The organism is Adhaeribacter sp. (assembly GCF_057359045.1).
This window is the reverse complement of the sequence record NZ_JBMQUD010000026.1, coordinates 46,140-53,415: the sequence shown is the minus strand read 5'-3', so window position 1 is coordinate 53,415 and position 7,276 is coordinate 46,140. Positions and strand designations below refer to the sequence as shown.

The following is a 7,276-nucleotide window of genomic DNA, read 5'->3' as shown; positions in this document are numbered from 1 at the left end:
GGGCTGCACCCGCCACTAGAACATGAATTACATCCCACAATTAATACTCCTTATATATGTTAATTCTTGCTTTCACAACTAATGATAAGAGACAAATATACTAAAATCTCGTGCATTGGGTAATTATAAGCAGGAATTTACAACCTTCCTACTAAATCTATTCCCATTGCCAGAGAATTCTGCTGTTGGTAAGACAAAGTTAAGGCAGAAAAAATTCGATTGACCTAACTAGCAAATACCCAACTTACCCTGATTATAATAAACTAGGGTGACTTAAGTTATTAGCTAGGAGCCGCTTAATGAGATAAAGCAGCATTGAATGGAAAGAATATTTTATGGAATTTATTCAAATAAAATTAAAGCAAATTTTACGCGTGTTAATGGTAAACCGATAGGGGATAAGCAGCAGTTTATTTAGTAGAATAAATATCGAAGCCGCCCGCATGAATAAAATAATAAGCCTGTTCGCCCACTAATGCTTGCAAGTAGGTTTTACCCTTTGGTAAAGGCAAATGCCGGGTTTTTTGGGTATAAAGGTTAAAAAAGCTGAGCTGATTATCTTTGATATAATAAAGTTCTTCGCCTTTAAAACCAATGTACGAGAGATTTGCTAAGGGCCATAAGCTTTTGTAATTACCCATATTATCGAAAACATAAATACCAGCTACCCGATCTACGAGGTATAAATTATTCTGGTACTCCCGCATAAACCTAATGTCGTTTTGCTGACCAGTTAATATTTGGTTTAATTGCGTTTTAAGTACTGCCTCGGGGTACCGGATATCTATTTTAAGCAAGGTAAAATCGCTTTCATTCAGGAGCCAGATGCGCTCGTCGGCTGCCAGGGTAGCCGCCCGAATGATGCCATCAGTACGTTCAGTAAGGCGGGTAGTGGAGAGTGGTGTCAGGAAGCGATCCAGCAGGGTAATCTGTTGCCGGTCGTCGTAGAATAAAAGTGTTTTTACGGCACTCCAGGCTTCGGCGCTAGCTACGTGGCCTGTAGCCGGCGGCGAAAACGTTTGTATCAACTGGCCATTAGGTGCAAATTTCTGTAAATTGTTTTTACGGTCGGTTACATAAATATTGGATAGCCGATCGATGGAAATAGCCCCCGGTTTTTCTATGGTAATACTATTAACTAATTGCCAGGTTTGCGCCCGCGCCGGAACTTGGTGCACCAGTAAGATAAAAGTGAGTAAGGGGTAGCTTACAGCTTTAATAAAATTTAAGGGTAACAGTTTGGCCATCATATTCGGCGTAAGAGCAATAATTGACCCATTCTCCTAAATTTATATACCGGCTCCGCTTATTTATTTCCAGGTCGAGGGGTAAGTGCCGGTGCCCAAAAATGTAATAATCGTGGTGAACAGTTTTTTCCATATCGGTGCAATATGTAACCAGCCATTCTTCGCCGGGTTTAAACACTTCATCGTGCTTGGTATTGCGGATACGGCTTTTCCGCGACCATGAATTAGCAATGCCAATGCCTAAGTTAGGATGAATCCGGGCAAATAACCACTGCGAAAACTTATGCGCAAATATTCTTTTTAATACCTTGTAGGTATAATCTTTAGGTCCCAGGCCGTCGCCGTGTCCAATATAAAAATTTTGGTTATTGATGCTGATGGAAACCGGCTGCCGGATTATTGGAATATTTAACTCCTGGGTAAAATAATCGAACATCCACATGTCGTGGTTGCCGGTAAATAAATAAATGGGTAAGCCACTATCGCTTAGTTCGGCTAGCTTGCCTTGTAACCTTATAAAGCCTTTGGGTATGGCGTGCCGGTACTCAAACCAGAAATCAAAAATATCGCCTACTAAAAAAAGCATTTGGGCATCTTGCTTTACCATATCTAGCCAGCGTACTATCTTTTTTTCGCGGGCTAAACTGCTGGCGGCATCGGGTACACCCAAATGAAAATCAGAAGCAAAGTATATTTTTTTACCGGGTACTAAATGGCTGCTAGAGGGTATCATCAATCAAAAATAATACAAGCTCTTTTGGGCCGTGTGCCCCCATTACCAAGGTTTTCTCGATATCGGCAGTACGGCTGGGGCCGCTTACCAAAGATATCATAGAAGGGATTTTGCCTTGGTACTTTTCGCGTACAAAAGTTAAACCTTGTTTAATATCGGGTAAAAGCTGCGAGGCATACGCTACTACCAGATGAATTTCGGGGTAAATGCTTAAACGCCGCCCGCTTTGGGTAGCTCCGCTAACCAAAATACTGCCGGTACGGGCAATTAAAGCTTCGCAGGTAGTTAAACCAGCTTCGGCGTGTTTCACAAAAGCCGATTCGTCGTCGGTGCAAGTAATACCACCTGCATGTAAACGGGCTTTTAAATCGGCCTCATAAACAAACAGGTAATTTATTTTTTTCTCTTTTTTATAAAGGTATAAATGATCCAGAAAGTTTTCCTCGGAATCGCAGTAAATAAAAGTGCCACTGCTTTTTACAAAAGTAGTCGCAAATAAAATGGATAGATCGTCCTCATCGAGTGGTGGATGCACCGAGGCGGTAAAATCAGGGGTAGAAGGCATAAAAGGCGCTGGTTTAGCCAGCGCCTCTCTTATTTTACCTAAAATTATGTCTTTCGAACGAGGTTCGTACATACCAGATGGTTATACTGGATTAAACATCAAAAGAATAAGTAGTACCGGGCCGGGCGCCTTCATTTTCGGGTTCCGATTCGGCTTCTTCCGGCTCCTTGCCATTTTGCGTTTGACCGTTTTGAGGCTTACCATTATTATCCTGGGCTACCGGAATCGGATGTGTTTCCTGTTCTACTTCGCTTAGGGTTTTGCTCCGGTCGGTACCGGCTGTATGCGCCTGATAAGTGGTAAGGGCCGCAAATGGCCGTTGACCTACCAATCGCTCCAGGTCTGTCTGGAACAGGATTTCTTTTTTCAGGAGTTCCTGGGCTACTACTTCCAGTTTATCTAATTTATCGATAAGCAATTGCTTGGTACGGTCATAAGCACTCTGGATAATAGCACGTACTTCGTTATCGATGGTTTGGGCAGTGGCTTCAGAATACGGTTTGGTGGTAGAATATTCGTTCGCACCTTTAGAATCGTAATACGAAATATTGCCAATCTTTTCGTTCATACCGTACATGGTTACAATGCTATAAGCCATTTTGGTAATGCGTTCTAAATCACTTAAAGCACCAGTAGAAATTTTTCCGAAGATAATTTCTTCGGCCGCACGACCACCCAGGGCCATACACATTTCGTCGATTAACTGCTCGGTGGTGTATAAAAATTGCTCTTTTGGTAAATATTGTGCGTAACCCAAAGCCGCAATACCACGTGGTACAATACTTACTTTAACCAAGGGGTCGCAGTGCTCCAGGAACCAGCCCGCAATGGCGTGACCCGCTTCGTGGTAAGCTACAATGCGTTTTTCTTCCGGCGAAATAATTTTGTTCTTCTTCTCTAAACCACCAATTACGCGGTCAATGGCGTCGTTGAAGTCTTGCATTTCTACCTTTTTCTTGTCGCGACGGGCGGCAATTAAAGCGGCTTCGTTACACACGTTGGCAATCTCGGCCCCGGCAAAACCAGGCGTTTGCGCCGATAATTTTTTGGCATCAATGTCCTCGGCCAAAGCTAAAGGCGCTAAGTGTACTTTAAATATTTCGGTACGGCCAACCAGATCTGGTTTGTCGATGCTAATCTGGCGGTCGAAACGACCAGGGCGCAGCAACGCTGAATCAAGGGTATCGGGGCGGTTAGTAGCCGCTAAAATAATTACGCCAGAATCGGTGGTAAAACCATCCATTTCCACGAGCAAAGAGTTCAGGGTATTTTCGCGTTCGTCGTTACCACCTGGTACTTGTCCGCGGCTCCGCGAACGGCCAATGGCATCAATCTCATCAATAAAAATAATACAAGGCGCTTTGGCTTTGGCTTGCTTAAACAAATCGCGTACCCGCGCAGCACCAACCCCCACAAACATCTCCACAAAGTCGGAACCTGATAAGGAGAAGAAAGGAACATCGGCTTCGCCGGCAACGGCTTTGGCCAATAAAGTTTTACCGGTACCCGGAGGGCCAACCAATAAAGCTCCTTTTGGAATTTTACCACCCAATACAGTAAACTTAGACGGGTTTTTCAAGAACTCTACAATTTCCTGGATTTCTTCTTTGGCTTCTTCCAGGCCGGCTACATCCTTAAACGTAATTTTAACTTTGTTTTCGGCATCGAACAAGGCAGCCCGTGATTTACCAATGTTAAAAATCTGGCCACCGGCACCACCGGTTGTTACCCGGCGCATCAGGAACCAGAAACCAAATAACATTAGCAGAATAAAGCCCCAGTTAACAAAAAACTCTGAAAACCCGGTTCTTTCTTCTATGCTGTAGCCAATGCGCTGGTCTTGCGGAATCTTTTCCTGCAGTTTAGCTAAATCTTCTTTAAAGCTCTCGCCGGAGAAAATAGGCAGGTAAAAATGTGGGCCTTGCTCCAGGGTAAATGCCCCCCGGCTCGGTACAATTTTACGATATTTCTCGTTCTCCAGGGCACTTTGGTTCAGGGTTACTTCAACAATGCGCTTGTTTACTACCACTACTAACCGTTCTACATCCTGGCTTAGAACCATGTCGTCGAACTGTTGTTGATTAATCTGGATAGTAGCATTACTGCGGTTAAAGTAAGCAATGCCAAATATTAAAAATACCAATGCTGCCAGTACCCACATTTGCATGGTTGGGCGCGGCGGCGTATTGGGCATATTTATCTTTTTTTTCTTAGGCGTTTTATCTGTCATCTACTTTTGCTTCAATAGTTTTTAGAACACGCTATAAGGCTAAATGTTCCGTAATATCTAAAATGTTTTATTATTCTTCTACGTACCGGATGGGAGCATCGCCCCATAAATCCTCCAAGGCATAAAATTCCCGTTTATCTTTCAGAAAAATATGCACTACCACATCTACGTAATCCAACAGAATCCATTCTTTATTGGTGCGGCCTTCGCTTTGCCACGGATTTTGCTGTGTTATTTTAAAAACCTCTTCCTCCACAGCACGGGCAATGGCATCTAACTGGGTATCGGAATTGGCAGAGCTTATTACAAAGTAATCAGAAACAGCATTATTTAAGGACTTAAGGTCAATTACACATATTTCAGAAGCTTTTTTTTCTTGCATGCCTTTTACTACCAGCTCTGCCAATATGTCTGAATTGTCCTTAATCTTCGTTTTTTTCATTGGTTATAACTAATTTTGAGATACAATATTATGAAATTCTTTGGATAAAATAGCGCTTAATACCCTATTTACAGGGCAACAATTAATATATTTACCGCAATGCGACTCAACTAACTCGTATGCGCAAGAACTTATTAACAAAAATGAAGCCACAGAAGGTTGCGTTGTAATTACAGACAACCAGACCCAAGGCCGCGGACAACGTGGCACATCCTGGGAAGCAGAACCGGGTAAAAATATAACTTTAACTTTAATTCTGAAGCCTAATTTTTTATCTGTTCAACACCAATTTAGCTTAAATATTTGTATTTCGTTGGGTGTACTGGCCTTGGTACGGCAATATTTACCCGATAGTACCGCCCTTAAACTTAAATGGCCCAACGATGTCTATTACGGAAATAAAAAAATTGGTGGTATATTAATTCAAAATTCTATTAGCGGCCAGTATTTACAACATGCAATTATTGGAATTGGTTTAAACATAAATCAGATTTGTTTTGCTGCTCCGGGCGCATCGTCGTTGGCCCAGATTACCTGCCAGGCGTATGCAATACCAGTATTAATCAAGGGATTACTGGAAAGTTTAGAGGCGCACTACCTGGCTTTGCTGCAAGGAAAAACGGAGAACCAGAAAAACGAATACCTGGCGCATCTGTACCGGTATCAGCAAGCGCATTATTTTAAGGTTAACAATGCTGTAGTAAAGGGTGAAATTACCGGCATAAATGCTACCGGCCACCTGGGGTTAGAGATTGCTGGGGCGGTGCAATATTTTGGATTAAAGGAAGTAGAATTTTTAAATTAAAATATTAGGAATTAGAGATTAAATTAGTATATTTATCAGGTTCTTTCATGCTTCTATTTATTACCACAGGAGTCTGGTTCTGTTTACATTTTAGTACCTAATAGCTCCTTTTTATATTCTGTACAAATTTTCCAGTTTAAGTAAATAAGTCGGTAATCTGCATTTGTTTTTGTTGCGTCTGTCTGGGTTATTTTTGCCAAATATTAATATTATTTGAATAAAAATTAGATTTGTTGTAACTAAACAGCCAGGTTACGGTATAGCAGATAAATTAAAGAGCAGAACGATAGAAGGGGCAATTATTTAGTCAGTTTGGCTGGGTTTTTGTTAATTAAATTTTTAAATAATTACGCCAATTATTCTTTAGGCTTTTATAAAGTGGCCGCAAATTATACGATAAATAGGGCAGACGTTTTCTTTTGTGTGCTTATATTTGATTGTTTTTAAGTAAGTTGTATACCTGATTATATATGATTACTTCTATTAAATTTGCGTTCTTAGTTTTCTAGGCTTATATTTGGGCCAATTGGCAGAAGTTATATTTGAAATTAAAATATATGACATGAAAATTTTTACTAAATTATTAATACCCATTTTCCTGATAGCTACGTGCTTTACCGGCTATGGTGCCAGTAAAGCGTATAGCACATTTGGCGATGGCGTATATATTCCAAAAAATCCATTAGCAGCGCAGGCCGATGTTTCTGCCTGGTTAGGTAAATCGGGCAGCCGTTTGGTAAGCACCAGTTTTAAATCAGCTTTGGATTGGTCGCTTCTAAATAAAAATTTATATAAAAGCTTATCTATGCCCAAAAGAATCGGCTATAGTTTTACAGCCAATTCTGCTAGCGCTTCTATGCTGGGCGTAAGCATGATTAATACCAACCAAAGCTGGGATGAAGGCCGTATTAAGCCTACTTTAAGTGCTTATCCCAATCCTTCTAAAGGATTAATTAAAATTAAGCTGGTACAATCTGGGAACGATATTTATAAGATTACTTTTTCTAACACCATTGGCCAGGTACTTAAAACCATTAAGGTGCCCGATGCCGCGCGCGAATCAGAAATTAAACTTGATTTATCGGATTATCCGGCCGGAGTATATTTTTACAGCCTGCTGGTAAACGATAAAATGGTTGAAACCAAGCGTTTGATTTTGCAACAATAAAATATATTAAAATTAGTTAAGATAAATAGCCGACCTGACAGGGCCGGCTTTTTTTTTAGATAATTTTAACACCAGTTCTTGTATAA

7 protein-coding genes are annotated in these 7,276 nt (G+C 41.0%); 2 read left to right on the top strand and 5 right to left on the bottom strand.

What is annotated here, in order from left to right; all coding sequences use genetic code 11:
- Window positions 1-410 precede the first annotated feature (410 nt).
- The 5 genes from ACO1R6_RS04795 to rsfS all read right to left on the bottom strand — a co-directional run bounded on the left by ACO1R6_RS04795 (window position 411) and on the right by rsfS (window position 5,217).
- Window positions 411-1,250: a hypothetical protein gene (locus ACO1R6_RS04795; protein ID WP_486262641.1), complete on the bottom strand. Its 840-nt coding sequence runs from the start codon at window positions 1,248-1,250 to the stop codon at window positions 411-413.
- A complete protein-coding gene (locus tag ACO1R6_RS04790) occupies window positions 1,216-1,980 on the bottom strand; it encodes a UDP-2,3-diacylglucosamine diphosphatase (RefSeq protein WP_486262640.1) in 765 nt (254 codons plus the stop codon). Before ACO1R6_RS04790 ends, ACO1R6_RS04795 begins: the two co-directional genes overlap by 35 nt.
- On the bottom strand, window positions 1,967-2,617 hold the full coding sequence (locus ACO1R6_RS04785; protein ID WP_486262638.1) for a LutC/YkgG family protein: 651 nt from the start codon (window positions 2,615-2,617) through the stop codon (window positions 1,967-1,969). Before ACO1R6_RS04785 ends, ACO1R6_RS04790 begins: the two co-directional genes overlap by 14 nt.
- Window positions 2,618-2,636: 19 nt before the next feature.
- Complete coding sequence (gene ftsH, locus ACO1R6_RS04780; RefSeq protein ID WP_486262637.1) at window positions 2,637-4,775, bottom strand: ATP-dependent zinc metalloprotease FtsH; 2,139 nt, start codon at window positions 4,773-4,775, stop codon at window positions 2,637-2,639.
- Between the two features lie 70 nt (window positions 4,776-4,845).
- Window positions 4,846-5,217: a ribosome silencing factor gene (gene rsfS, locus ACO1R6_RS04775; protein ID WP_486262635.1), complete on the bottom strand. Its 372-nt coding sequence runs from the start codon at window positions 5,215-5,217 to the stop codon at window positions 4,846-4,848.
- Window positions 5,218-5,257: 40 nt separating this feature from the next.
- On the opposite strand from rsfS, the gene ACO1R6_RS04770 reads away from it, so the two are divergent.
- Window positions 5,258-6,022: a biotin--[acetyl-CoA-carboxylase] ligase gene (locus ACO1R6_RS04770; RefSeq protein WP_486262633.1), complete on the top strand. Its 765-nt coding sequence runs from the start codon at window positions 5,258-5,260 to the stop codon at window positions 6,020-6,022.
- 562 nt (window positions 6,023-6,584) lie between these two features.
- The gene (locus tag ACO1R6_RS04765; protein ID WP_486262631.1) at window positions 6,585-7,190 is read left to right on the top strand and encodes a T9SS type A sorting domain-containing protein; all 606 of its coding nucleotides are present in this window, start codon (window positions 6,585-6,587) and stop codon (window positions 7,188-7,190) included.
- Window positions 7,191-7,276 lie beyond the last annotated feature (86 nt).